The 22,565-nt window shown below is 71.1% G+C and carries 21 protein-coding genes and 1 pseudogene; 9 read left to right on the top strand and 13 right to left on the bottom strand.

Translation table 11 applies throughout. The features are described 5' to 3' along the window. Window positions 1-57: 57 nt before the first annotated feature. From ACWEN3_RS15330 to ACWEN3_RS15370, 9 genes are all read right to left on the bottom strand, one after another. The gene (locus ACWEN3_RS15330) at window positions 58-1,569 is read right to left on the bottom strand and encodes a beta-ketoacyl synthase N-terminal-like domain-containing protein (RefSeq protein ID WP_452970358.1); all 1,512 of its coding nucleotides are present in this window, start codon (window positions 1,567-1,569) and stop codon (window positions 58-60) included. Between the two features lie 38 nt (window positions 1,570-1,607). Then, entirely contained in the window at window positions 1,608-2,909 is a 1,302-nt protein-coding gene (locus ACWEN3_RS15335) for a beta-ketoacyl-[acyl-carrier-protein] synthase family protein (protein WP_452970359.1), read from the bottom strand. After that, window positions 2,906-4,201, bottom strand: a complete 1,296-nt coding sequence (locus tag ACWEN3_RS15340; RefSeq protein WP_452970361.1) for a beta-ketoacyl-[acyl-carrier-protein] synthase family protein — start codon at window positions 4,199-4,201, stop codon at window positions 2,906-2,908. The genes ACWEN3_RS15335 and ACWEN3_RS15340 overlap by 4 nt, the downstream gene beginning before the upstream one ends. 116 nt (window positions 4,202-4,317) lie before the next feature. After that, window positions 4,318-4,875: a holo-ACP synthase gene (gene acpS / locus ACWEN3_RS15345; protein ID WP_452970364.1), complete on the bottom strand. Its 558-nt coding sequence runs from the start codon at window positions 4,873-4,875 to the stop codon at window positions 4,318-4,320. After that, window positions 4,847-5,260: an acyl carrier protein gene (locus tag ACWEN3_RS15350; protein WP_452970367.1), complete on the bottom strand. Its 414-nt coding sequence runs from the start codon at window positions 5,258-5,260 to the stop codon at window positions 4,847-4,849. Before ACWEN3_RS15350 ends, acpS begins: the two co-directional genes overlap by 29 nt. Before the next feature lie 77 nt (window positions 5,261-5,337). Continuing rightward, window positions 5,338-6,336, bottom strand: coding sequence for an ACP S-malonyltransferase (gene fabD, locus ACWEN3_RS15355; RefSeq protein WP_452970370.1), 999 nt, complete (start codon window positions 6,334-6,336; stop codon window positions 5,338-5,340). After that, window positions 6,336-6,578 (bottom strand): acyl-CoA carboxylase subunit epsilon, encoded by a 243-nt coding sequence (locus ACWEN3_RS15360; RefSeq protein ID WP_452970372.1) that lies wholly within the window; start codon window positions 6,576-6,578, stop codon window positions 6,336-6,338. Before ACWEN3_RS15360 ends, fabD begins: the two co-directional genes overlap by 1 nt. Beyond that, the gene (locus tag ACWEN3_RS15365; protein ID WP_452970375.1) at window positions 6,575-8,212 is read right to left on the bottom strand and encodes an acyl-CoA carboxylase subunit beta; all 1,638 of its coding nucleotides are present in this window, start codon (window positions 8,210-8,212) and stop codon (window positions 6,575-6,577) included. Before ACWEN3_RS15365 ends, ACWEN3_RS15360 begins: the two co-directional genes overlap by 4 nt. 217 nt (window positions 8,213-8,429) lie before the next feature. Further along, window positions 8,430-10,298 carry a BTAD domain-containing putative transcriptional regulator gene (locus ACWEN3_RS15370; RefSeq protein ID WP_452970378.1) on the bottom strand — a complete coding sequence of 623 codons (1,869 nt, stop codon included), beginning with the start codon at window positions 10,296-10,298 and terminating at the stop codon, window positions 8,430-8,432. A gap of 248 nt (window positions 10,299-10,546) precedes the next feature. Between ACWEN3_RS15370 and ACWEN3_RS15375 the strand changes: the two genes are divergently transcribed. The 3 genes from ACWEN3_RS15375 to ACWEN3_RS15385 all read left to right on the top strand — a co-directional run bounded on the left by ACWEN3_RS15375 (window position 10,547) and on the right by ACWEN3_RS15385 (window position 12,753). Further along, a complete protein-coding gene (locus ACWEN3_RS15375) occupies window positions 10,547-11,017 on the top strand; it encodes a nuclear transport factor 2 family protein (RefSeq protein WP_055705649.1) in 471 nt (156 codons plus the stop codon). A 76-nt stretch (window positions 11,018-11,093) separates the two neighbouring features. Further along, the gene (locus ACWEN3_RS15380) at window positions 11,094-11,993 is read left to right on the top strand and encodes an alpha/beta hydrolase (RefSeq protein ID WP_452970380.1); all 900 of its coding nucleotides are present in this window, start codon (window positions 11,094-11,096) and stop codon (window positions 11,991-11,993) included. A gap of 28 nt (window positions 11,994-12,021) precedes the next feature. Beyond that, entirely contained in the window at window positions 12,022-12,753 is a 732-nt protein-coding gene (locus tag ACWEN3_RS15385; RefSeq protein WP_452970383.1) for a PIG-L deacetylase family protein, read from the top strand. A gap of 48 nt (window positions 12,754-12,801) precedes the next feature. Here the strand turns inward: ACWEN3_RS15385 and ACWEN3_RS15390 are convergent, their stop codons facing one another. Beyond that, the gene (locus tag ACWEN3_RS15390) at window positions 12,802-14,025 is read right to left on the bottom strand and encodes an RNA-guided endonuclease InsQ/TnpB family protein (protein WP_452970386.1); all 1,224 of its coding nucleotides are present in this window, start codon (window positions 14,023-14,025) and stop codon (window positions 12,802-12,804) included. Between the two features lie 25 nt (window positions 14,026-14,050). On the opposite strand from ACWEN3_RS15390, the gene tnpA reads away from it, so the two are divergent. Continuing rightward, window positions 14,051-14,467, top strand: a complete 417-nt coding sequence (gene tnpA, locus ACWEN3_RS15395; RefSeq protein WP_452970402.1) for an IS200/IS605 family transposase — start codon at window positions 14,051-14,053, stop codon at window positions 14,465-14,467. A 171-nt stretch (window positions 14,468-14,638) separates the two neighbouring features. On the opposite strand, the gene ACWEN3_RS15400 is transcribed toward tnpA, so the two are convergent. Together ACWEN3_RS15400 and ACWEN3_RS15405 are read right to left on the bottom strand one after the other, a co-directional pair. Next, window positions 14,639-15,343, bottom strand: a complete 705-nt coding sequence (locus tag ACWEN3_RS15400; protein ID WP_452970389.1) for a 4'-phosphopantetheinyl transferase family protein — start codon at window positions 15,341-15,343, stop codon at window positions 14,639-14,641. A 21-nt stretch (window positions 15,344-15,364) separates the two neighbouring features. Continuing rightward, window positions 15,365-15,622 (bottom strand): phosphopantetheine-binding protein, encoded by a 258-nt coding sequence (locus ACWEN3_RS15405; RefSeq protein ID WP_452970392.1) that lies wholly within the window; start codon window positions 15,620-15,622, stop codon window positions 15,365-15,367. 475 nt (window positions 15,623-16,097) lie between these two features. Between ACWEN3_RS15405 and ACWEN3_RS15410 the strand changes: the two genes are divergently transcribed. The 5 genes from ACWEN3_RS15410 (at window position 16,098) to ACWEN3_RS15430 (ending at window position 22,298) form a co-directional block, all read left to right on the top strand. Further along, window positions 16,098-17,336: a beta-ketoacyl-[acyl-carrier-protein] synthase family protein gene (locus ACWEN3_RS15410; protein ID WP_452970395.1), complete on the top strand. Its 1,239-nt coding sequence runs from the start codon at window positions 16,098-16,100 to the stop codon at window positions 17,334-17,336. Window positions 17,337-17,954: 618 nt separating this feature from the next. After that, the gene (locus tag ACWEN3_RS15415) at window positions 17,955-19,157 is read left to right on the top strand and encodes an FAD-dependent oxidoreductase (protein WP_452970397.1); all 1,203 of its coding nucleotides are present in this window, start codon (window positions 17,955-17,957) and stop codon (window positions 19,155-19,157) included. 192 nt (window positions 19,158-19,349) lie between these two features. Further along, window positions 19,350-19,910, top strand: a complete 561-nt coding sequence (gene epsC / locus ACWEN3_RS15420; RefSeq protein ID WP_452970404.1) for a serine O-acetyltransferase EpsC — start codon at window positions 19,350-19,352, stop codon at window positions 19,908-19,910. Between the two features lie 55 nt (window positions 19,911-19,965). After that, window positions 19,966-21,294: an ATP-grasp domain-containing protein gene (locus ACWEN3_RS15425; protein ID WP_452970400.1), complete on the top strand. Its 1,329-nt coding sequence runs from the start codon at window positions 19,966-19,968 to the stop codon at window positions 21,292-21,294. 434 nt (window positions 21,295-21,728) lie between these two features. Next, entirely contained in the window at window positions 21,729-22,298 is a 570-nt protein-coding gene (locus ACWEN3_RS15430) for a DUF4232 domain-containing protein (RefSeq protein ID WP_452970407.1), read from the top strand. Here ACWEN3_RS15430 and ACWEN3_RS15435 read toward each other — a convergent pair. Then, window positions 22,252-22,371 (bottom strand): annotated as a pseudogene (locus tag ACWEN3_RS15435) (IS630 family transposase); the annotation flags it as partial. The gene ACWEN3_RS15430 and the pseudogene ACWEN3_RS15435 sit on opposite strands and share 47 nt — an antisense overlap. Window positions 22,372-22,565: the final 194 nt, after the last annotated feature.

Raw genomic sequence — 22,565 nt, forward strand, 5'->3', positions numbered from 1 at the left:
AGTAGTGCAGGACGCAGCCGGCGCCGGCGCAGGTGCGGATCCGCTCCGGGGCCCGGGTCAGCAGGTCCAGGTAGTCGCGGGCCCCAGGGCGGCCCGGCAGGCGGCGACGGCGAGCTGGGAGACCCGGTCCATGCGCCGGCGCTCCCGGGCGGTGCCCGCGGCCGAGGGGTCGAACTCGACCCGGGCCAGGCGCAGTCCGTCCTCGGGAACACCCTGCCGGTGCCCGGCCGCGTACGCGTTCCAGAGCGCCTCGGCGCCCTCACCCGCCGAGGTGATCACACCGAAGCCGGTGACCACGACGTCGTCGGGACCGGAGTCCGCAGCCGGCACGGCGGGGCCGCCGGGGCGGGCGAAGGCGACCGTGGCGTTGGCCCCGGCGAACCCGAAGTTGTTGGACAGCGCGGTGTCCAGCACCATCGGGCGGCCCGTCCCCGCCACCGGGTCGAGACCGCACTGCGGATCCTCCCCGGCGAAGGAGGCGGTGGGCGGCGCCACCTGGTCGCGCAGCGCCAGCACCGTGACGATGCCCTCCACCGCACCGGCCCCGCCGAGCAGATGGCCGATCAGCGACTTGGTGCTGGACAGGGAGGTCTTCTGGGCGGCCTCGCCGAACGCGGCACGCACCGCGTTGCTCTCCGCCGCGTCGTTCTTCTGCGTGCCGGTGCCGTGCCCGTTGACGTACCGGACGTCGTCGGGGGTCAGGCCCGAGGAGGACAGGGCCGCACGGATCGCCCGCGCCGCGCCCTCCCCCTCGGGGTGCGGCGCCGTCGGGTGGTGGCCGTCCGCGGACAGGCCGTAGCCCAGCACCTCGGCGACGACCGGGGCGCCGGTCCGCTCGGCCGCCGCCTGCGACAGCAGCACGAGCATGCCGCTGCCCTCGCCCAGCGACAGGCCCGAGCGGCCCTTGGAGTAAGGGGCCGCGGGCTGCACGGAGAGCGACTCCAGGCTGCTGAACCCGGCGAACGCCGACTCGGTGAAGGCGTCGCTGCCGCCCACGAGCATCGCGTCCGCGCGTCCCGCCCTGATCACGTCCAGGGCGTGGGCGAGCGCGTGCGCGCTGGAGGCGCAGGCCGTGTTGGCGCTGAGCACCGGACCCTTGAGGCCGAAGGCGGCCGACAGCGCCTCCGCGGCGGCCTGCGGCGGTACGAACGTGTACCGGTGCCAGTCGGGAGTGCGGCCCTCCTGCACCTCGCGCAGGGCGAGTTCGGCGCTGCGCCAGCCGCCGTGGCAGGTGCCATAGGCGACGCCCCAGCGTTCGGCCGGGATGTCCACGGCGACCTTCAGGCCCGAGGCGGCCATGGCCTCCTCGGCGGCGGTCAGCGCGAAGTCCACGGAGGAGTCGCGGACGCCCGAGCCCGGGGCGTAGTCGTAGGCGGGGGAGGGGCGTTCGGTGATCTCGCCGCCCACGGTGGTCTGGTAGCCGTCCATGGGCAGACCGCGCACGGGCGAGATCGCGACCCGCCCCGCGCGCACCCCGTCCCACAGGGCCTCGGCAGAACCGCCCTGCGAGGTGATCGCGCCCACGGCGGCGACCACGACGCGGACGGCCTGGTCCGGAACGTCACTCATGCGTCTGCTTCCCTTTCTGGACAGGCCTGCCCGGCCGCTCACGCGGGCCTGGACAGGCTGAGGGCCACGGCCTGGCCCTCGATGCCCCGGGCCAGCGCCAGCGCGTGTGCGGGCCTGGCCTCCCGGGCGCTGCCGCGGACATGGTCCAGTGCGCACGCCGGGTCGGGGTCGTCGAGGTTGAGCGTCGCGGGCAGCGCCCCGTGGTGCAGGGCCAGCGCGCACACGGCGGCGTTCAGCGCACCGCCGCCGCCGACGAGATGACCCGTCTGCGGCTTGACGGTGCTCACCGGCACGGACGCGGCGGCCGAGCCCAGCGCGGTGCGCAGTCCCGCGCTCTCCGAGGCGTCACCGAGCCGGGTGCCCGAGCCGTCGGCGGCGACGTAGCCGAGGTCGCCGGCGGACAGCCGGGCGTCCCGCAGCGCGTGCCGCACCGCCCGCGACAGGCCCCGGCCCTGGCCGTCCGGCGCCGGCGGCGTACCGCAGTCGTGGCCGGCGCCGTAGCCGGTCAGCTCGGCGTAGATGCGGGCGCCGCGGCGCAGCGCCGCCTGCTTCTCCTCCAGCACCAGCAGCGCGGCACCCTCGCCGGGGACCGCTCCGCTGCGCTCCCGGTCGAAGGGCCGGTACGCCGCCTGACCGCGGTCGTTGCGCGTGGTCAGCACGCCGAGCCGGTCGAGCAGCGTCATCGCCCACCAGTCGGTGGCGTCCTCGTAGCCGCCCGCGATCACCACGTCCGCGTCCCCGCGGCGCACCGCGCGCATGCCCCGGCCGATCGCGGTGGCCCCCGCGTCGGCGCCGCCCGCGAAGAACGCGCTGGCGCCCCGGATGCCGTAGGTCTGCGAGATGTTGAACACCGCGCCGGGCTGCAGCCCTTCGACGAAGAACAGCGGCGGCATGATGACGTCCGCGCGCCGGCCGAGGTGCGCCAGGTCGGCCCGGCCGTCCGGGCGGCGGATGACCTTCAGCTCCTCGATCAGCTGGTCCATGCGGCCGATCGACTTGTTGCCCCCGAGGTAGAGGCCGGCCCGGTGGCCGAGCTCCTCGCCCCCGGCCTGGTTGTGCGGCAGGCCCGCGTCGTCGAGGGCGAGCCGGGCGGCGGCCAGCGCGAGGCGGTCGCCGCGGTTGATGGTGCGCAGCTGGCGCCTGCTGGCGAACCGGGTGGCGTCGAAGCCGGGGATCTCGCCGCCCAGCCGGGTCTGCAGCGGCGACGGGTCGTAGGCCCGGATCGGGCCGATCCCGGACTCGCCCGCCACCATCGCCTTCCAGTTGGCCTCGGGGCCTTCCCCCAGGGCGGTCAGCAGGCCGATGCCGCTGACGACGACCTGGCGTCCGGTGCCGCTCATCGGTGCTCCTCCGTCTTCTCGGCGCCTTCGTCCTCGTAACGCCCCACGACCAGGCCGACGTTGGTGCCGCCGAAGGCGAAGGCGTTGATGAGGGCGTGCCGCACGTCGTGCCTGCGCGCCGTGTTGGGGACGAAGTCGAGGTCGAGCTTGCGGTCGGGGGTCTCCTGGTTGATGGTCGGCGGCACCAGACCGTGGTTGATCGCCCCGATCGCGGCGAACACGCTCAACGCGGCGCCCGCCGAGGTGAGGTGACCGGCCATCGACTTGGGCGAGCTGACCAGCAGCCGGTAGGCGTGGTCGCCGAACACCTTCTTGATCGCCGTGGTCTCCGACAGGTCGTTTCCGTGGGTGCTGGTGCCGTGTGCCGCGACGTAGTCGATGTCGGCCGGTTCGAGACCGGCGTCCGCGATCGCGGTCTGCATGGACTCGATGGCCCCGCTGCCGTCCGGCGGCGAGTCGGTGACCCGCCAGGCGTTGAGGCTGGTGCCGTAGCCCAGGATCTCGGCGAAGATGTGCGCCCCGCGGGCGCGGGCCGCCTCCAGGTCCTCCAGGACGAACGCGACGCCGCCCTCCCCGAGGACGAACCCGGACCGCTTCCCGTCGAAGGGGCGGCTGGCCCGCGTGGGGTCGTCGTTGTACTCCTTGGTCAGCGCCCCCAGCAGGCTGAAGCCCACCAGGTCGAGCCAGGACGTCAACGAGTCGTAGCCGCCCGCGAGCATGAGTGTCGCGTCACCCTCCTGAAGGGTGCGGAAGGCCTCTCCGATGGCGTGCGCGGAGCCCGAGCAGGCGGTGGACACGCCCAGCATCGGGCCGGTCGCGTCCAGCATCCTGGCCATCGCGGCGGTGGGGACGCTCTGGCTGTAGGACAGCGAGTCCGAGGGCGCGTACGGGAAGAACGCGTCGCCGCGGCCGGTCTCCTCGCGCAGCGCCCCGACGTCCACCAGCCACTGGAGGTTCGGGCGGTCCACGCTGGCGCCCATGGCCACGCCCATGTCCGCGCCGTCGTAGGTGTCCTTGCCGACGCCCGCGTTGCGCAGCGCCTCCCAGGCCGCGCCCACGCCGAAGGTGCCCGGCCGCAGCAGATGGCGCAGGCCGACCGAGGCGGGCACGGCGTCGGCGAGGTCGAAGTCCTTGACCTCGCCGGCGATGGTCACGTCGTGGCCGGTGGTGTCGATCGAGGTCAACTGCCCGACACCGCTGCGTCCTTCGGCCAGGCCCTGCCAGGTGCTCTCGGCGTCGTTGCCGAGCGGCGTGACGGCACCCATGCCGGTGACGACCACTCTGCGGTTCATCGCAGCGCCTCCGTCCCCGGCACCGGCCGGCTGCCGGCGCGGTCGGTCAGGTGGGACCGCATCATCGGCCTCCCTCGGTCGTGGACCGCCCCAGGCCGAGCTGCGGGGTCCGGCCGTCAAGCCTCATGCGGATCGTCTCCTTCTGCCGTGTGTGTGCTGTGGGGTGCCGTGTCCGGCGTCGTGCGGGTGGGCGGCCCGGAGCCGGGGGCCGGGTCGGCCGGGCCGGTCAGGCACACCAGGACGGCGTGGGCCACGGCGAGACCTCCGCTGTGGCTCAGGGAGATGTCGATGTGGTGCATGCCGAGGGCCTGGGCGACGGACTCCACCTCGCCGTGCAGCCGTACCCGGGGGCGTCCGCCGCGGTCGTTGACGACCTCGATGTCCGTCCACTCCATGCGCGGGGTCATTCCGGTCCCGAGGCACTTGATGACGGCTTCCTTGACGGCCCAACGGCCCGCGAGGTGTTCGCCGGTCCGTTTGCGGCGGTCGCAGTAGGCCAGCTCGCGGGGGGTGAACACCTGCTCCCGCAGCCCGGGCTGCGAGGCCATCAGCTCCTCGACCCGGGCCACCACGGTCAGGTCCATGCCGGTCCGCACCCGCAGGGGCGGCGGGTCGGGGCGGCCGGGTGACCGCCCCGCGCCCGGCTCATGCAGCGGCTGCGGCGAGTGAGGCACGCTCGGCCACCAGGTCCGTCAGGTTCTGCACGGTGAACAGGGTCAGTACCTCGTCCGCCGTGAGCTTGCCGGCCAGTTCCTGCACGTCGATCTGCGGCAGGGACTTCTTGAGCTGCGCCAGGCCGACCTCGTTGATGATGTCGTCCTCGTCGGCGAACTCCTCGTCGGGGATGCCGCCCTGGAGCAGTTCGGCGATGTCCGCGACCTTGATCTTCACGTCCGAGGCCCGCTCGATGCGGAACAGGACGTCGAGCAGGTCGATGGACTCGGCGTCCAGGTCACCCAGCAGGGTGGCCTCGGGCACGACCTCCTCGATGTCGATGCCCAGCGCGTCGGCGACGGCGTCCTGGACGATGGTGGAGAAGTCTTTCTCCTCGTACGACATGTGTTCTTACCCTTCGTGAACAGTTGTTGCTGGTGGACGGGCCGGGATGGTGCGGCGGGCCGGCGGCTGTCGGGGTGTCAGGACGCCAGCGGCTCCTGCCAGGTGTCCGAGGCCAGGGAGGAGTGGAGCGCCGTCAGGCGGCGCGGGTCCCCGCTGGAGCGGGTGCGGACCTCGTCGAGCGTTTGGCGGGCGAGCCCGCTGAGCACCCGGCCGGGGCCGATCTCGGTGTACGCGCTCACCGGGTGCCGTGCGGCCGTGCGCAGCACGTCGACCCAGCGGACGGGGCCGGTGAGCTGGCGCCGCAGCAGTTGCCTGGCCTCCTCGCCCGAGCGGACGTAGGTGCCGGAGACCGAGCTGATCACCGGCAGGACCGGATCGGCGAACGGGTGGGCGGCGAGCGCCTCGGTGAACTCCTCCTCCACCGCCTGCATCAGCGAGCAGTGGAAGGGGGCGCCCACCTTCAGCGGCACGACCCGCTCGGCGCCGGCGTCCAGCGCGACCCGGCCGGCCTCCTCGACGGCGCGGACGTGCCCCGAGATGACGGTCTGCAGCGGCTCGTTGTAGTTCGCGACCTGGACCAGGCCGAAGCCGTCGGCGTCGGCGCAGGCGGCCAGCACCTTCTCCGCGGGCAGGCCGAGGACGGCCGCCATCGCGCCGGGCACCTCAGCGGCCACCTCGCCCATCAGCCGGCCCCGCAACCGCACCAGTTCCAGGGCCGATTCCAGGGACAGCACCCCGGCGGCCACCAGGGCCGGGTACTCGCCGAGGCTGTGGCCCGCGGTCGCCTCGGGCCGGTAGCCGGCCGTCCGCAGCAGTTCCCACACGGCGAGGCTGGTCGTGGCGATGGCGGGTTGGGTGATCTCGGTGCGGGCGAGTTCCGCGGCGCTTCCGGACACGCAGATCCGCGACAGCGGCAGGCCCAGGATCTCGTCGGCACGGGCGAACAGCCGCCGGGCCGAGGGGTAGGCCTCCAGCAGGTGCGTGGCCATGCCGGGCCGTTGCGAGCCCTGTCCGGGGAACATGGCCAGGCAGCCGGTCTGCGTGCCGTGACCGTCGAAGCCGGTCCGACCGGTCATCAGGTACTCCTTCCGTGAGTCGGTGCGGGGGTGCGCTGCCAGCCGGCGGCGTCGGGTGCGGTGGCCGGCTCGGGGCGGTTCCAGGCGGTCGGCCTGCCCCAGCCGCGGCCGGCGGCCTGCGGTGTCTCCTGCGGGTCGGGGGCACGGCGCACCGCGGTGAGCACGACCAGCAGCGCGGCCAGTTCCTCCGGCGTCGGGTTGCCCCGCAGCACCGACAGCGGGGTGGCCGGTGGCGTGCTCACAGCGGCTCGTTGCCGTGCTTGCGCAGCGGCTGCCTGGCCCGCTTGGTGCGCAGCATGTCCAGGGACTTGATCAGCACCCGCCGGGTGTCCGCCGGGTCGATGACGTCGTCCACGTGACCGCGCCGGGCGGCGACGAAGGGGTTCATCAGCTGCTCGGTGTACTCGGCGACCAGCTCGCGGCGCACCTTCTCCTTGTCCGGTTCCGCCGCCGCGTTGATCTGCCGGCGGAAGATGATGTTGGCCGCGCCGTCGGCGCCCATCACGGCCGTCTGGTTGGACGGCCAGGCGAACGACAGGTCGGCGCCGATCGACTTGGAGTCCATGACGATGTACGCGCCGCCGAACGCCTTGCGCAGGATGACCTGCACGCGCGGCACCGTCGCCTCGCAGTACGCGTACAGCAGCTTCGCGCCGCGCCGGATGATCGCGTTGTGCTCCTGCTCGGTCCCGGGCATGAACCCCGGCACGTCGACCAACGTCACGAGCGGGATGTTGAACGCGTCGCAGGTGCGCACGAACCGTGCGGCCTTCTCCGAGGAGTCGATGTCGAGCACCCCCGCCATGGCGGCGGGCTGGTTGCCGACGATGCCCACCGTGTGACCGTCCAGGCGGGCCAGGGCGCACACGATGTTCGGCGCCCACCGCTCCTGGACCTCCAGGTAGTCGCCGTCGTCGACGATGTGGCCGATGACCGTCCTGATGTCGTACGGCGTGCGGTCGTCGACCGGCACCAGGCGCAGCAGTTCCTCGCAGCGCCGGTCCGGTTCGTCCAGGGGCCTCGTGTACGGCGCCGTCTCGGCGTTGTTCGACGGCAGGTAGGAGAGCAGTTCCCTGACGCCCTCGAAGCAGGACTCCTCGTCCGAGGCCACGAAGCTCGCCACGCCGGTGCGCGTGCCGTGGGTGTAGGCGCCGCCGAGCTCCTCCTGCGTGATCTTCTCGCCCGTCACGGCCTGCACCACGTCGGGCCCGGTGATGAACATGTTGGCCATGCCCTCGACCATGAACGTGTAGTCGGTGAGCGCGGGGGAGTAGACCGCGCCACCCGCGCAGGAACCGAGCACGACGCTGATCTGCGGCACCACGCCCGAGGCGCGGACGTTGCGGGCGAACAGCTTGCCGAAGCCCGCCAGGGCGTCGATGCCCTCCTGGATACGGGCGCCGCCGCCGTCGTTGAGTCCGATGACCGGGGCGCCGACCGAGTCGGCGAGGTCGAGGAGCTGATGGATCTTCGCGGCGAACGTCGCGCCCAGCGCGCCGCCGCGTACCCGGGCGTCATGGGCGAAGACGAAGACCGTACGGCCGTCGACCTCGCCCCAGCCCGTGATCACTCCGTCGCCCTCGGGGTGGGAGTCCTCCATGCCGAAGCCCGTCGCCCGGTGCTCGGCGAACAGGCCGAGTTCGGTGAACGTGCCCGGGTCGAGCAGCGTGTCGATGCGCTGACGGGCCAGCAGCTTGCCCTTGGAGAGATGGCGGGCGTCGGCCTCCGGGTCGTGGCCGAAGTGGGCCTCCGCCCGGCGGGCGGTGAGCTCGTCGGTCAGATCCGTCATCGTCGCGGTGCGTACCGGTGCCGTGCTCTCGGGGTCGGTGTCGTCGAGGTCAGGCAGCACGGCCTGGGGAGCGTCCGGAAGAGCCATTGCGGTCCCTCTCTGTCCTGCCCTGTCGCTTCGGGGCCTTCGCAGCAACCCTCGGACACGGGGATGGGCGCAGGCCTTGAGCGCGTCTTGACGGGACTGGAGCGCCTCTTGACCGGGGGTGTAATCCCAGGTCGGCGCCCATGAACCGGGTGTGGCGACGGGCCCTGGACGGACGCCCCCGGGAGGGCCCGGGAGGGGGGCTGGTGCTGCGACAGCACTAGGCGGAGGGCTGGACGGCCTCGGCCGGCTCGTCGGCGTGGCCCGTCCTGAGCCCGGCCGCGAAGCTGCGCTGCAGGCCGTCCAGCCGGTAGCGGGTGGGCAGGTCGGCCACGGCGGGCTCGGCCACGGTCAGGAAGTGGGCCTCCACCAGCTGCTCGCAGGCGTCCTCGACCGTGGCGAAGTCCTTGCCCAGCACCGGGCACGCCAGATCGGCGTCGAACTCGGACACCGTCAGGTCGGCCAGGCAGCGCAGCACCTCACGGGCGTCGTCGGGCAGCGCGTTGTAGGACGCGGTGAAGCTGGCGCGCACGCTCAGCGAGCTGTGCGTCAGCTCGTCGAGCCGCCGCCCCTCGTCGCTCAGCCGGTCCGCGTAGCGGCGCAGCGACCAGTGGGGCCGGGCGTTGAGCCGTACGGCGGCGGCGCGCAGGGCGAGCGGCAGCCCACCGCAGTACCGGGCGATCGCGGCGGCCGCGGCCGGCTCCTGGGTGACCCGCTCGCCGCCCAGTAACCGGGCCAGGAGCCGCACACTGTGCCCGTGCGGCAGCTCGGCCAGGTTCAGGACGCGGGCGCCGAGCGGTGTGCTGAGCCGGCCTCTGCTGGTGAGCAGCACCGCGGAGTCCCCGCTGCCCGGCAGCAGCGGCTGCACCTGCTCGTCGTCGAAGGCGTCGTCGAGCGTGATCAGCAGCCGGCGCCCGGCGAGGGCGAGCCGGTAGACCTCGGCGCGCTCGTCGGGATCGGCCGGGATCTCGTCCGGGTCCGTCCCGAGCGCGCGCAGCAGCCGCCCCAGTATCGCGTGCGGATCTGCCGGACGTGCGCCGCTGCCGCGCAGCGCCGCGTACAACTGCCCTTCCGGGAAGGCGGACCGGAGCCGGTGCCCCAGGCGTACGGCCAGCGCGGTCTTGCCGACCCCGCCGCCGCCGACGACCAGCACGGCGGGCGGCTGGGTGGCCGAAGGGTGCGTCAGGGTCCGCTGGACCAGGTCGAGTTCGCGCTCGCGGCCGATGAAGTCGGGAAGGTCCAGCGGCAGCATGTGCGGTACGGCGGACGGGGACCGGGCGGGGACGGAAAGCGTCCCACCGCCGTGCGGCTCCGCGCTCCGCTCGGGCAACGGGGCGGGAGCGGCCGCCTCGCCGCGCAGGATCGTCTCGTAGAGCTGCTGCACCCGCCGCGAGGGGTCGGTGCCGAGTTCCTTGGCGATCAGCGCGCGCATCGACTGGTAGTGCTCCAGGGCGTCGACGCTGCGGCCCTCCAGATACAGGGCGAGCATCAGGCGTTCGCCGAGCTGCTCGGAGAGCGGGTCGGTCAGCAGGGCGGCGCGCAGCTCCGCGAGGACGGCGGCCGGGCGCTCCAGCCGGATCTCGGTGTCCGCCCATTGGCTGAGTGCCTCGTGGTGCAGCTGCCGCAGCGTCTCCCGGACCCGCGCCGCCCAGTCGCTGTGCATGCCGCCCAGCGCGTCGCCCCGCCACAGGGTCAGGGCCTGCTGGAGCAGCACGCTGCGTTCCTGGTCGCCGAGTGTCTCCTGCTGGGCGTCCTTGAGCAGGCGGCGGAACCGCACCAGGTCCACCGCGCCGGGATCCGTCGAGACCAGGTAGCCGGCCGGCGACCTGACCAGGCTGATCGGCTCGGGCAGTTCCGCCGAGGCACGGGCGAGCGCACGGCGCAGCCGGGTGACGTAGGTGTGGACGACGTTGCGGACCCCGGCGGGCGGCCGGTCCCCCCACACGCGGTCGACGAGGGACTCCAGCGGCACCGGCCGCTCGGGATCGACCAACAGGGCGCCGAGGATGCTGCGTTGCCGTGCCGGGCCGATGTCGGCCAGGGCGCTGCCCGTCCACAGTTCTATCGATCCCAGTATCCGGATCTCCATCGAAGACCACCCGTCCCTTCCGTGGCCGGAAAACTAACTCCGGCCGGTGCAGCGCTCCTCGATTCCTGCTCTGCCCCGACGGAGCGGCTCATTCCGCTTGCCCGGCGGTCCGGGGCCCGCCGGACCTGCGCCCTTCACGGGCCGCGCACGAGCGGCACTCGCGCTCCAGCGGAGCGCGAGGGACAGGCGAGGGGAGCGGCCTAGCGTCACCGAACGAACCGAACCAGCCACCGTCTGAAGGAGCCCCCATGGCCACCGAGGAGCACGAGTTCACTCTGCCCGGCGCGGACCTGCCGCAGCCCGACGAGGAGCTGCGCAAGCGGCGCGAGGCGGTCGTCATCGAGCACACCGTCGCCGAGGGCGCCTGGGACATCGACGGAGTGATCGCGACGTTCCCGCGCGGCGGCGTGTACCGGGTCATCCCGTTCGAGGAGTCCCCGCTGATCGGTGAAGAGGCCATCAAGAAGGGCTACTTCGCCGAACTGCAGAAGGCCTTCCCGGTCGCCGACCACAGCCTGTTCCACGTCCACCACACGCCGACCGCCGTGATCGTGGAGGCCCAGTTCCGCGCCAAGCAGGAGGCGGACTGGCGCGGCATCCCCAACCGCGGCAAGACCGTCGACGCCCCTGTGGCGATCTTCTTCCACTTCGACGGCGACGTGCTGATCGACGAGACGCTCTACTTCGACATGGCCACCTTCGCCCGCCAGCTCGCCTGACCCCCGCACCGGGGCGCCCCCAGCCGGCGCCCCGGAGGCCCGGGCCCCGCCCACCGCCGACCGACAAGGACCACCCATGAGCGTGTCCAGGACGGACCGGAAGAAGAAGCCGCCGCCGACCCACTCGGCCGGGGTACGCCCGATCCTCCTCCAGGCAGCGGGCCTCACCCTGTCCGGCCTGCTGGCCGAGCCGCCCGACGGCCCGCCGCGGGCCACCGTCGTCGCCGTGCACGGCGGCGGCATGCTCGCGGGCTACTTCGACGGGCAGGTCCACCCCGACCTGTCCCTGCTCACCCTCGGCGCCCGCCTCGGCTTCACCGTGCTGGCCCTCGACCGGCCCGGCTACGGCAGGTCCGCTCGGCAGATACCCGCCGGCATGACCCTCGCCGAGCAGTCCGCCGTACTCTCCGCGGCGCTCGGCGCCTTCGCCGCACGGCATGCCGTCGGGCGGGGCTTTCTGCTGCTCGCCCACTCCTACGGCGGCAAGCTCGCCCTCACGACCGTCGCGGACACCCCCGGCCTGCTCGCCCTCGACGCCTCCGGCGTCGGCCACCGTTTCAGCGTCGCGCCCACCGGCCGGCGGCTCCGCCGCAACCTCGACTGGGAGCGCAACTGGGGCCCGCTGGGCCTGTATCCGGCGGGCACCTTCCGCGCGGCCGAGGCCCTCGTCGCGCCCATGCCCGAGCGTGAGGCCTCCGAAGTGGACCTGTGGCCGGAGATGTTCGAGGACCTGGCCCCCCGGATCGACATCCCGCTGCGGCTGACCTTCGCCGAACACGAGGGCTGGTGGGTGCACGAGGAGCAGGACCTCGACCATCTGGCCTCCCGGCTGACCAAGGCACCCGTGCTCCGGATCGGGCACCAGCCCCGCGCGGGCCACAACATCAGCCTCGGCCTGGCCGCACGCTCCTATCACCTGAGCGCGTTCGCCTTCTTCGAGGAGTGCCTGCAGGCCGCCGCCGAGACCCGTCCGTGAACCCGAACGCGCACCCCGAAGAGGCGACATGACCGAGCCCTACGAACCGATGCCGGAGGACTGGCAGCGCGCGCTGTGCGTCGCCGCGCACCCCGACGACCTGGAGTACGGACCCGCGAGCGCGGTCGCCAGGTGGACCGCGCAGGGCAAGTACGTCGCCTACACCCTGGTGAGCCGCGGCGAGGCCGGGATCGCCACCATGGACCCGAAGGCCACCGCCGCGATGCGCAGCGAGGAACAACTGCGCGCCGCGGCCGCCGTCGGGGTGCGCGACGTGGACTTCCTCGACCACCCGGACGGCACCATCGAGTACGGCCTGCCGCTGCGCCGCGACCTGGCGCGCTCGATCCGCAGGTACCGCCCGGACGTGTTGGTCACCATCAACCTCCACGAACGCTGGCGCAGCGGCGACTGGAACACCCCCGACCACCGCAACGTCGGCGTCGCCCTGCTCGACGCGGCGACCGACGCCGGCAATCCCTGGGTCTTCCCCGAACTCGTCGACGAGGGCTTCCCGCCGTGGGCCGGCGTGCGCTGCGTGGCGGTCGCCGGCTCCCCGGCGTCCGGGCACGCCGTCGACGTCACCGACGGGATGGACGCCGGCATCGAGGCACTGGCCGCACACGCCGGCTACCTCGCGTCGCTGCCGCCGGACAACCCGATGGCCGACGTCGCCGGCTACCTCACCACCAAGCACAAGCGCTTCGGCGCACGCTTCCACGGCGTGCCGACGATGCCGTTCGAGATCATCGGCATCTGAGGCATCTGAGGCATCTGAGGCGGCTGCGTTGACTTCCGCTCCACCGCCCTAAAGGGCGGGGATTCCTACCACGGTCGGCTGACCGTCTCGGTGGGTTCCTGCTTCAACGCGCTGGGCCGGTACGGGTACCGGTCTTACCTGCGCTCCACGGGCTGGCACGGCCAGTCCGGCCGCCTTGGCGACGTTGACCGCCGCGTTGATGTCTCGGTCCAGGGCGGTCCCGCAGGCCCCGCACGTCCAGACGCGGACGTGGAGGGGCTTGGGGCCGTCCTTGACGCCGCAGGCCGAGCAGACCCGAGAAGTCGGTTCGAAGCGTCCGATGCGGTGGAAAGTGCGGCCGGACTTGGCGGCCTTGTACTCCAGCATCGCGACGAACGCGGACCATCCGGCGTCGTGTACGGATTTGGCCATGCGGGTGCGGGCCAGTCCCTTGACTGCCAGGTCTTCCACTGCGACCGATTGGTTTTCGCGGATCAGCTTGGTGGAGAGCTGGTGGTGGAACTCGCGCCGTGCGTCGGCCGTCCGTGCGTGAGTGCGGGCGACGCGGAGCGTGGCCTTCTCCCTGTTGTTCGACCCCTTTGCCTTGCGGCTCAGGGACTGCTGTGCGCGCTTGAGGCGTTTCTCGGCCCGGCGCAGGAAGCGGGGGCTGTCGATCTTCGTACCGTCGGAGAGGATCGCGAAGTGCGTCAGGCCCAGGTCGATGCCGACCACGTTGTCCGTGGCGGGCAGCGTCTCGGGGTCGGTCTCGACCACGAACGAGCAGAAGTAACGACCGGCCGCATCCTTGATCACGGTCACCGTGGACGGGGTGGACGGCAGGGTGCGCGACCACTTCACCCGCACGTCCCCGATCTTCGGCAGGCGCAGGTCACCGCCGGTCGTGACCGACCATCGGGCGTTCGCGGTGAACCGAACGGACTGCCGGTTGTCTCGCTTGGACTTGAACCGGGGCTCTTGGATCTTCGGCCCCTTGCGGGTGCCCTTGAGGGAGGCGAAGAAGTTGGAGTACGCCGTGTCCAGATCCCGGAGGGACTGTTGCAGCACGACGGCGGAGACCTCGCCGAGCCACGCCCGTGCCTCGGTCTTCTTGGCCTCGGTGATGACCTGCTTGGACAGGTCCCCGATCTTCGGGTGCGGCCTCCCCGCCTGGTGGGCGTCCTTGCGGATGCGCAACGCGTCGTTGAAGACGACGCGGGCGCACCCGAACGCCCTTGCCAGTGCGGCACGCTGAGGACCGTTCGGGTACAGACGGAAGCTATACCTCAACTGCATGTCGATCATCATACATATTTGGTTTATGGCTGAGTACGGAGAGATAAGAACTGGTCGGCACTGTGCATTCAACCCGCACGCTCATTTGGTTTTCGTGACGAAGTTCCGGCACAAGGTGTTCGCCGACCGTCACCTGAAGCGATGTGAAGAGATCATGCGGGCGGTCTGCGGGGACTTCGAGGTGGAGCTGAAGGAGTTCAACAGCGAGGCCAACCACCTCCACCTGTTGGTGAACTTCCCGCCCAAGGTGGCCTTGTCCAAGCTGGTCAACAGCCTCAAGGGCGTCAGCTCCCGTCGGTTGCGGCAGGAGTTTCCCGACCTCGTACAGCACTACTGGAGGGCCAACAAACTGTGGTCCGGCTCGTACTACGCCGGGTCGGTCGGCGGGGCTCCGCTGTCGATCGTGAAGCAGTACATCGAGAACCTGAACCGACCGGTCTGACCCTTGTCGTGGGCGCGGGTCAACAGCGCAGATCCGTGCCCACGGCTGAGGTCAGAGCGGGCTAAAGATTCGCTTCACCCCCGCCCTGAAGGGCGGAGCACTGCGAATGAAGCCGGTAGCCGGGGACAGTGCCTCACGTCGAACGCCGGCTGGGTCGCCTTGCCGCTGGAATCAGGGCGACGGCAACGCGGCCGACGGCAACGCGGCGTCCAGGCGGACCGGTTCGGTGCCCACCGCCGAGACCAGGGCGCCCAGGCGGGAATCCGTCAGGTCCGTGACGTAGAGGTCCTCGAAGCGCAGCGGCGCCCCGTCCACCCGGCCGTCGAGCGGAAGCTCCGAGAGGTCGAGACCGCCGAGCGCGTCCAGATCCGTCCTGCCGATCTTGACCAGCGCCTCCTTGCGCACCCACTGACGCAGGAAGGCGCGGCCCGGGTCCGCGTCCGCGGTCACCAGGGCACGCTCGGCGGCGGTGAGCGCACGGTCCATGACCCCGGGGTCGTGGGCGCGCCCCAGACGCTCCACGTCGATGCCCACCGGGACACGACCGGCGGCCGCGGCCACCACGCCGTCGGCATGGGAGAGGCTCAGATGCACGTCAGGACGGCCCGCGAGCAGCGGCCTGCCGTGGTCGGTCCCGTGGCACGTCGGGCAGCGCTGGGCGAAGGGCACCTCGGCCGGGGCGACGCCCAGCAGCCACCCCGCGCAGAACCGGACCAGGACGTGCGCGGCGAGGAAGTCCCGGCGGGCCGCCTCCCGGCGGAACCGCGCGAGGCGCCCCCGTTCCCGGTCGTTCAGCAGGTGCGTCCCCGCCGCCGGATGCCGCAGCACCTCGTCAGTGCCCGCGGCCACCGCCACCGGACCGTCCGTGTCAGCCATCTTCGCGGCCCGGGGTCGCCGTCAGCGGCCGTCGGCGCCGGCCAGGACGCGGTCCACCAGCCCGCCGACGGTGACCCCGGCCAGCTCGGCGCGCCGGATGTCCACGCCGTACTCACGCTTGACCGTGACCATCAGGTCGGCGAGATCGAGCGAGTCGATCTCCAGCGTGTCGATGACGGTCTCCGCGGAGGTGGCTTCCTCCGGAATTCCGAGGGCGACGAGTTCGGTGCGGAGCAGCCCGTGCACGGACTCCGCAGTCACCTCAGTGGACTGGGACATGGAGTTTCTCCTCATGGTTGCTCGGAAAGCGAGCCGCAGGCGATGCGGGTGCGCTTTCACACTCTCTCCAGTCGCACTCGACAAATCCTTGAACGGCACTGGAAAAATGCTTGAGGAATTCCCGAAGAATACTGGAATTGCGCTCACGGTCAGAGGGGAAGAAAACGCACGTAATTCGGGGTGCGTTGGAGGTTCTGGTCCCGGGGCCGAGGGGAGTGCGATCCCGTCCCGCACCCGTTGAAAGCGGCTCTGACCTGCACAAATACCACTGTGTCCAGGGTTCGGGCAGGCCATGACAAGCACCCGGAAGGAACCGGAACGCGCGGTTGCGGCAAGGGGCGGGCCCTTTCTTCGACCTGTGTGATTTCCCACTGTGGCACCGGCTCGACACGCTGTCCAGATCCGGGCCGGCGGCCGGGAAAGCCCCGCCGGGAGAGTATTGCCTGCGCGGATCGGTCCGCGTATTGTCGGTGCAATGCATGATGACGTCGTAATCACAGGCATAGGCGCGCTGACTCCGGTCGGAAACGACCGGGAGAGCAGCTGGGAAGCGATCGTGGCGGGCCGGTCGGGCGTGGGGCCCATCACCGCTTTCGATCCCACAGGACTGAACACCCGGATCGCCGCCGAAGTGAAGTCGTTCCAGACTTCCGAGCATTTTGACGCCAAACGCACCCGGCGCATCTCCCGGTTCACGGCCTTCGCCGTCGTGGCGGCGCGCGAGGCGGTGGCCGACGCGAAGCTGGACATCGACGACGACAACCGGGACCGGGTGTCGGTCGTGGTGAACGCCGCGGTGGCGGGCTTCGACACCATCGAGGCGGCCACCCGGCTGCTGGTCGACGGCCAGGAGCCGAACTCCTACTTCGTGCCCTACTCGCTGGCGAACATGCCCAGTTGCGAGGTGGCGATCGACCTCGGCATCCACGGGCCGGTCAACGCCAACGCGCTGGCCTGTGCGAGCGGCCTGTACGCGCTGCTGGACGCGCGGCGCCTGATCCTCTCCGGCGAGGCGGACGTGGTCGTCTGCGGCGGCACCGACGCGGGGATCACGCGGTCCTTCATGACCGGCCTGTCCACCCTGGGTGCGCTCTCCCAGCGCAACGACGACCCCACTCGGGCGAGCCGTCCCTTCGACGTGGACAGGGAAGGCTTCGTGCTGGGCGAGGGGGCTGTGATCATGGTCCTGGAGTCCGCCGAGCACGCCCGCCGACGCGGGGTCACCCCGTACGCCGCCGTCAACGGCGCCGCGTTGACCTGTGACGCCTTCCATGTCACCGCCCCGAACCCGACGGGCGAGTACGCCGCGGCCGCGATCAGGACCGCCGTCCAGCGGGCCGGGATCGCGCCCGAGGACCTCGACTACATCTGCGCCCACGGCACGTCCACCAAGGCCAACGACCGCACCGAGTCCGCGGCCATCCGCGCGGCACTCGGCGCGGCGGCGGACCGGATCGCCGTGAGCAGCCCGAAGTCGAGCGTCGGCCATCTGATCGGCGGCGCGGGCGCCTTGGGCGCGATGGTGTGCGCCATGGCCATCCGTGACGGCGTCGTGCCGCCCACGATCAATCTGGACTCGCCCGACCCCGAGTGCGACCTCGACCATGTGGCCAACGTCGCGCGGCGGATGCCCGTGCGGACGGCGATGGCGAACGCCTTCGGGTTCGGCGGCCAGAACTGCGTCGCGGTGTTCAGCGCCCCCGAGCCCGCCTGAGGACTAACCAGCCGCCCCCGGATCCGACAACGCGCAGGAGGCCCTGCCGGGCCTCCTCTGGTCCGGCCGGGTCACCGGCGCTCCGGCGACCGCGGGCCCGATCTTCACCCCCCGGACCAGACGACCCGTCTTCTGGGCCTGCCTGCTCGGCGGCACGACCGCGTGCTCCCCGGTTCCCATCCGCCGCGACCAGGAACACTGGAGCGCCCAACTCACCCATGTCGACGCCCTGTTGGACGGCTCGCTCCTGGTGACCACACAGCGCCGGCGCGGCGAGACGCCCGACGTCGACGGCCTTGAGGCGACCGACCTCGCCGGCCTGCGTGCCCACGCGCGGACACCGACCCCGCGCTGGTCGGACTCGGCGACCCGAAGCCCGAGGACGTCGCCCTACGGGTCGACCGGCAGCTCCAAGGCCGTGAGGAGTCTCCGACCCGACGAACAGGTCCGCGCCCTGAACCGGGTTCGTACCCACCACCGCGGTCCGCGCGTCCTCGCCACCTCGCGTGCGCCACTCGGCTGAGCAATATCAGAGATGGATGAACGGCCCGGATCCAACATCCTTGTAGTCATGGATGACAGGAGCACCGACAATCCGGCGGGCCTGGCGGCGCGGCCATGACGGCCAAGCGGTTCACCGCGACCGTCGTGGGTGGTGGCATCGGCGGGCTGGCCGCAGCGGCGGCACTCGCACGTTGTGGCCTCGAGGTGACGGTCCTCGAACGCGCACCGAGCTTCGAGCCCGCGGGCTCAGGCCTGATGCTCTACCCGAACGGCGTTGCCGCCGCAGACGCCATCAGCAGTCGGCTCGGCCGGCGCATCCGCGAATCCGGGCATGTGATCCGGCCGGATGAGGAGCGGGTGCTGCTCAGCGCCTCCGGCCGGATCCTCGCGCGAGAGAAGATCGGCCGACTGGGTTGGCCCGACGGAACTCCGTCGATCTCCATCCTGCGCACAGCCGTACAGGAAGCGCTGATCGACGACGTCTCCTGCGCCGGTGTCGAGGTCCGGATGGGCACGGTGGTGTGCGACTACGCGACGGATCGCGGCCCGGTCTCCTTGCGATTGTCCGACGGCAGCACCCACTCCACGGACCTGCTGGTGGCCGCGGACGGGATCTGGTCGGCCGTGCGCGGGCAGATGCTCGCAGACGGACCGCCCCGGTACTGCGGTTACACATCGGTGCGCGGGCACACGGCGGGCAGCTGGCCGTGGCCCCAGGGCTTCGTGGCCAACGGGAACGGCGTTCAGATATTCGCCGCTCCGGTTGCCGATGGCACGCTCTACTGGACGGCCAAGATCACCGCTCCACCCGGAACCTGGCGGCAGCTCGGCCCGCAGGCGGCGCAACGACGGCTGGCGGAGCTGATCGCCGGATGGCCCGCCCCGATCGTGCGGCTGATCACCAGCAGCGACCCCGCCGATGTCGCGGTCACGGACGTCCACGATCGTGACCCCGTGTCGCGGTGGGTGGACGGCCGCGTGGTCCTGCTCGGCGACGCGGCACATCCCATGGCCCCGGCCCTCGGACAAGCGGCGAACATGGCGCTCGAAGACGCCGTCGTCCTCGCCTCGGAGCTGCGCACGCACGTCGTGAACGGCGGTCGTGGCGACTTCGGTACCGCGCTTCGCGCCTACCAGCGCCAACGCGCGGAACGCACCGCTCGGGTGGTACTCCTCTCCCGCCGCCAGGGCCTGCTGGACCAGGGAACGGGCAAGGTCCAGTCGCTCGTACGCAATACCGCCATGAGTCTGCGCGGGCGCAAGGACGCAGCGCTCCACGAGATCACTCGGTGGGCCGTCCCGGCCTCCGCAGCGTAACCCCGTCGACGGTTCCTGACACACGGCCGGGAGGACACGATGAACAGGCGACGACGATCCCGCCGGGATCCGTCCCGGCACGATGCCGACGCGCAGGCGGGCTTCGTCCTCGCCACCAGGCTCATGGCTGAACGCAGGCGGCCGGATCCCACCCGGAAGCCCGACCTGCCACAGCACTACGCGCCGACGGATCTGATCCGCCTTTTCACCGAGGACATCCGCACCATCATCGAGCGTGACCCGTCCATACAAACGCGCGCGGAAGCCCTGCTGCATCCGGCACTGCCCGCCCTGTGCGTCCACCGCGTGGCGCACCTGCTCCACAAACGAGGTGCTCGGCTGACCGCGCGCGCCCTGATGACGTTTGCCCGGGCGCTCACCGGTACGGAGATCCATCCGGGTGCCACGCTGGGCCGCAGAGTGCTGATCGACCATGGTGCGGCCGTTGTGATCGGCGAAACGGCAGTGGTGGGCGACGACGTCACCATTTATCACCAGGTCACCCTCGGAGCAGTCGGCTGGTGGCGGGACAACCGCAGGCTGCCCGGAGAACGGCGCCACCCGGTGATCGGCAGCGGTTCCGTACTGGGCGCCGGCGCCACTGTCCTCGGACCGGTGGTTGTCGGCGACAGAGCAGTGATCGGGGCACAGGCCCTCGTCCTGACGGATGTACCCGCCGACACTCATGTGGTAGCCGCGACAGCGTCACCGAGATCGCATGATGCACTGCCCAAGATGGCGTGGATGCCCTGACCGGCCGGCCTGTCTCTCCCCATCTCATCGTCGCCCCGGAAGAAGCGGAGGAAGCGTGCAAGCGGATTCGACGGTGCTCCTCGTCGGCGCCACTGACCGTACGGTGAGGAAGGCAAAGGACCTGGGCCTGCATGTTCTCGTGCTTCAGCATCCCCAGAAACTTGCGGAGGCACCGTGCGAACTGGCCGACGTCGTCCGGGTCGTGGACTATACGGATCTGACCGCGCTGGAAACGGCGGCCCGTGAGCTGTGGAGCACAACGGGATTCACCGCCGTCGTCTCCCTCACGGAGCCCGGCCTGGAAGGCGCGGGCTTGCTCAACGATCTGTTCGGTCTGGGCGGCACCGGGCTCGAGGCGGCCAGGCGCTTCAGGGACAAACTGGCCATGCGCCGCCGCCTGGTCGCGGCCGGCAACGGAGCGGCCACCGCCGCCGCGGCGCCGCTGGCGAAGCGACGCGACCTCGACGATTTCGCCGACCGGCACGGTTATCCGTTCGTCGTCAAACCAACGAACGGCACGGGAAGTTACGGGGTGTTCCGGGTGACCGGCCCCGAAGCGGCGGACACGGCGTGGGACACGGTGAGCGCGCTGAACGGGCATCCCATGGCCCGCACGAACATGCCATTCTCCGTCAATGGCTTCATGATGGAAGAATACGTCGACGGGCCTCAATTCAGCGCGGAATCCTTCAGCTTCGCCGGCCGTCACGTGGTGATCGGAATCACCGAGACGCATCTCGCCGCCGATAGCTTCGCGGCCTTCTCCCACGCCATGCCCGCCCAGTTGGACAGCGCCGCCCAAGCCGGCGTGCTTGACGCCGTGAGCCGGTTCCTCGATGCCATGGAGCTGCGAGACGGGCCCGCACACACCGAGTTCAGGCTCAGCGAGCGAGGGCCGGTGGTCATAGAGTCGCACAACCGTTTCGGCGGCGGCGCCATCAATGAACTCGTGCGCGGTGCCTACGGATTCGATCTGGAAACCTACGCGCTCGGCTGGCCGTTCAGGCTGGTGCCCGAGATCTCCCGGCCGCCGCGGGCGCACAGCGCTGCCGCCGTTCGCTTCCTTGTCGGCGGCCCGGGACGGGTGGAATCCATAACAGGAGTAGAGGTTGCGCGATCGCAGCCGGGTGTCCTGACGGCCCAGATGTGGGTGAAGCCGGGCGACACGGTCCGCCCGGTCGAGGATTCCTGGGACCGTCTGGGGCTGGTGGCCGTTACTGCGGCTACCAGCGAAGCGGCGGTCCGCCTTGCCGACGAGGTCCTCCGGGACACCATCCGGATCCAGGTGCGAGGCGAGGACGGCGTTCTGCGGCCCGCCCGTACTGCCCTCCCGGATCGTCTTCAGCGTCATCCGGCACATTCCAAAGTCCCGGCGACCAAGTAGGTGTTGCTGTTCACAGCAGCGCCACGATGCCCCGACGTCTCCATACCCAACGCAACGAAGCTCCGGTCGACCGGGTGACCTCGACAAGTCGCCCTGAAGCACCGGAGCTTCGATGTGCCGCAGTCTGCCACCGTCTGCCTGATCACGTCGCGCAGGAGAGCACATCGGGGAACGGGGAAGCCCTCGGCAGCATCCTCATACCCGAAGACGCAAAGGCCCCTGTCTCCGGATTTCAAGCCCGCACCGTTTTCGCGAACTACGAGGGCTTCCGGTGACGGAACCGAGGCGATGGCGCCGCGCACGGCGAGCAGTCCCACCACCACGCGGACACGAAAGCGTCGCCGAGATCACCGAACTCGGCGGACGGAGAGACGTAGGCAATGAACAAGCATGCGATAGCCGGCGCAACAGTCGCGGTCGGCATGGTGCTGGCCATGACCGCCTGCACCACCCGGGAATCCGATCAGCCGCACGCCGCCACCAGCAGCGGTGCATCCACCACCTCACAGGCAGGGGGAAAGAAGGCCCCCAAGAAGTGCCTTACCGCGCAACTGAAGTGGACTCTCACCCGCCTCGGCGAACCCGTGAACAAGACGTCCAGCCAACTCGCTGTGGCCCAGCTCACCGCGACCAACACCGCACGCCACACATGCACCTTCGATGGCTATCCCTGGGTCCGCGTCTTCAACGGCAAGGCGGAGGACACCATCGCCTCACCGACCACACCAGGCGCCGGCCCGCGATGGACGCTTGCCCCTGGACGCTCAGTACGGGTCAACCTGCGCTACAGCGAAGCTCGGGATCCGATGGGAAACTGCTATCTGCCGCCCGAGACGAGCGCGCTACAGGCTCTCCCACCGCACGCCGATCCACGCGATGACGCCGTGCTGGTCCCCTTGACCGATACCCACGGCAAGCGCCTCCCGCTGAACGTCTGCCAGGAGAAAGTATGGATGACACCGCCCGTCGAACCGGGCCTTGTCGGCGGCCGTAACTCAGATTGAACTCGCGGTGGAACTCGCCGTCCCAGCCGTGCGCGAGCGGGCCCCGCTTCAACTCCCGCTCCAGCCACTCCCATCCGTTGATCTTGCGTGGGTATCCCCGGCTTCAGCCGGGGAGGGAAACGCATCCTCGTGCCGGAGGCGCGCAGCGCCAAAGTTCGCTGCGTTGTCAGTTGCCTGCACTACGTTGACGACAAGGACCGAGGGGGGTGGGCTGGATGATCCGTGCGTACACGTTCCTGATGCGGCCCACTGCGGGCCAGGCGGGTG

The sequence above is a fragment of the Streptomyces sp. NPDC004561 genome, from assembly GCF_053602155.1.

Coding starts and splice junctions, on each gene's coding strand:
- ACWEN3_RS15330 (WP_452970358.1), bottom strand. CDS start 1,569: ATGAGTGACGTTCCGGACCAGGCCGTCCGCGTCGTGGTCGCCGCCGTG.
- ACWEN3_RS15335 (WP_452970359.1), bottom strand. CDS start 2,909: ATGAGCGGCACCGGACGCCAGGTCGTCGTCAGCGGCATCGGCCTGCTG.
- ACWEN3_RS15340 (WP_452970361.1), bottom strand. CDS start 4,201: ATGAACCGCAGAGTGGTCGTCACCGGCATGGGTGCCGTCACGCCGCTC.
- ACWEN3_RS15350 (WP_452970367.1), bottom strand. CDS start 5,260: ATGTCGTACGAGGAGAAAGACTTCTCCACCATCGTCCAGGACGCCGTC.
- fabD (WP_452970370.1), bottom strand. CDS start 6,336: ATGACCGGTCGGACCGGCTTCGACGGTCACGGCACGCAGACCGGCTGC.
- ACWEN3_RS15365 (WP_452970375.1), bottom strand. CDS start 8,212: ATGGCTCTTCCGGACGCTCCCCAGGCCGTGCTGCCTGACCTCGACGAC.
- ACWEN3_RS15370 (WP_452970378.1), bottom strand. CDS start 10,298: ATGGAGATCCGGATACTGGGATCGATAGAACTGTGGACGGGCAGCGCC.
- ACWEN3_RS15375 (WP_055705649.1), top strand. CDS start 10,547: ATGGCCACCGAGGAGCACGAGTTCACTCTGCCCGGCGCGGACCTGCCG.
- ACWEN3_RS15380 (WP_452970380.1), top strand. CDS start 11,094: ATGAGCGTGTCCAGGACGGACCGGAAGAAGAAGCCGCCGCCGACCCAC.
- ACWEN3_RS15385 (WP_452970383.1), top strand. CDS start 12,022: ATGACCGAGCCCTACGAACCGATGCCGGAGGACTGGCAGCGCGCGCTG.
- ACWEN3_RS15390 (WP_452970386.1), bottom strand. CDS start 14,025: ATGCAGTTGAGGTATAGCTTCCGTCTGTACCCGAACGGTCCTCAGCGT.
- tnpA (WP_452970402.1), top strand. CDS start 14,051: ATGGCTGAGTACGGAGAGATAAGAACTGGTCGGCACTGTGCATTCAAC.
- ACWEN3_RS15400 (WP_452970389.1), bottom strand. CDS start 15,343: ATGGCTGACACGGACGGTCCGGTGGCGGTGGCCGCGGGCACTGACGAG.
- ACWEN3_RS15405 (WP_452970392.1), bottom strand. CDS start 15,622: ATGTCCCAGTCCACTGAGGTGACTGCGGAGTCCGTGCACGGGCTGCTC.
- ACWEN3_RS15410 (WP_452970395.1), top strand. CDS start 16,098: ATGCATGATGACGTCGTAATCACAGGCATAGGCGCGCTGACTCCGGTC.
- ACWEN3_RS15415 (WP_452970397.1), top strand. CDS start 17,955: ATGACGGCCAAGCGGTTCACCGCGACCGTCGTGGGTGGTGGCATCGGC.
- ACWEN3_RS15430 (WP_452970407.1), top strand. CDS start 21,729: ATGACCGCCTGCACCACCCGGGAATCCGATCAGCCGCACGCCGCCACC.